Genomic DNA, 651 nt, shown 5'->3' with positions numbered 1-651 from the left:
GCCAGCTGGAGGTCAACATTCCGCCCGGCGTGCGCGAGGGGCAGCACCTGCGCCTGGCGGGCCAGGGCGGCCCTGGCCACGGCGGCGAACCTGCGGGCGACCTGTACCTGGAGATCGCCTTGAAGCCGCACCCGCAGTTCCGGATCGATGGCCGAGACGTGTATGTCGACCTGCCGGTGTCTCCCTGGGAAGCCGCGCTGGGCGCCACCGTCGCAGCGCCCACCCCCTCGGGTGAGGTGCACCWCACCATTCCCGCCGGCTCCACCCAGGGCCGCAAGCTGCGCCTGAAGGGCCGTGGCCTGCCGGCCAAGCCGCCGGGTGACCTGTATGCCGTGCTGACGCTAACGCTGCCGCGCGCGGACTCCGACGCGGCCCAGGCGGCCTATGCCGCGCTGCGGGCGGCGTTTCCGGACTATGACCCGCGCGTCGCGCAGGAAGGATGACAACCATGGCCGACAACTCAAGTGATGTGATCGACGCTGTCATCGTCGAGGAAGAGATCGTCTTCAGCCTGAGCGGCCTGTGCCAGGCCGCCGGCGCGAGCCCGGCCCAGGTGCTGTCGCTGGTCGACGAAGGCGTGCTGCAACCCGAGGGCGACGCGCCGCAGCAGTGGGCCTTCACGGGGCCATCGCTGCGCGCGACGCGCACGGC

Annotated in this window: 1 protein-coding gene and 1 pseudogene; both read left to right on the top strand. The window is 71.8% G+C overall.

The window, feature by feature from the left end; all coding sequences use genetic code 11:
• A partial coding sequence (locus AC1DU6_RS34380; protein ID WP_477862948.1) for a DnaJ C-terminal domain-containing protein occupies positions 1–443 on the top strand: 443 nt, incomplete at its 5' end.
• 5 nt (positions 444–448) lie between these two features.
• Positions 449–651 (top strand): annotated as a pseudogene (locus AC1DU6_RS34375) (chaperone modulator CbpM); the annotation flags it as partial.

The organism is Roseateles sp. P5_B10, from assembly GCF_056400485.1.
Note: the sequence above shows the minus strand (reverse complement) of the source record. Positions and strands in the feature narration are given on the sequence as shown.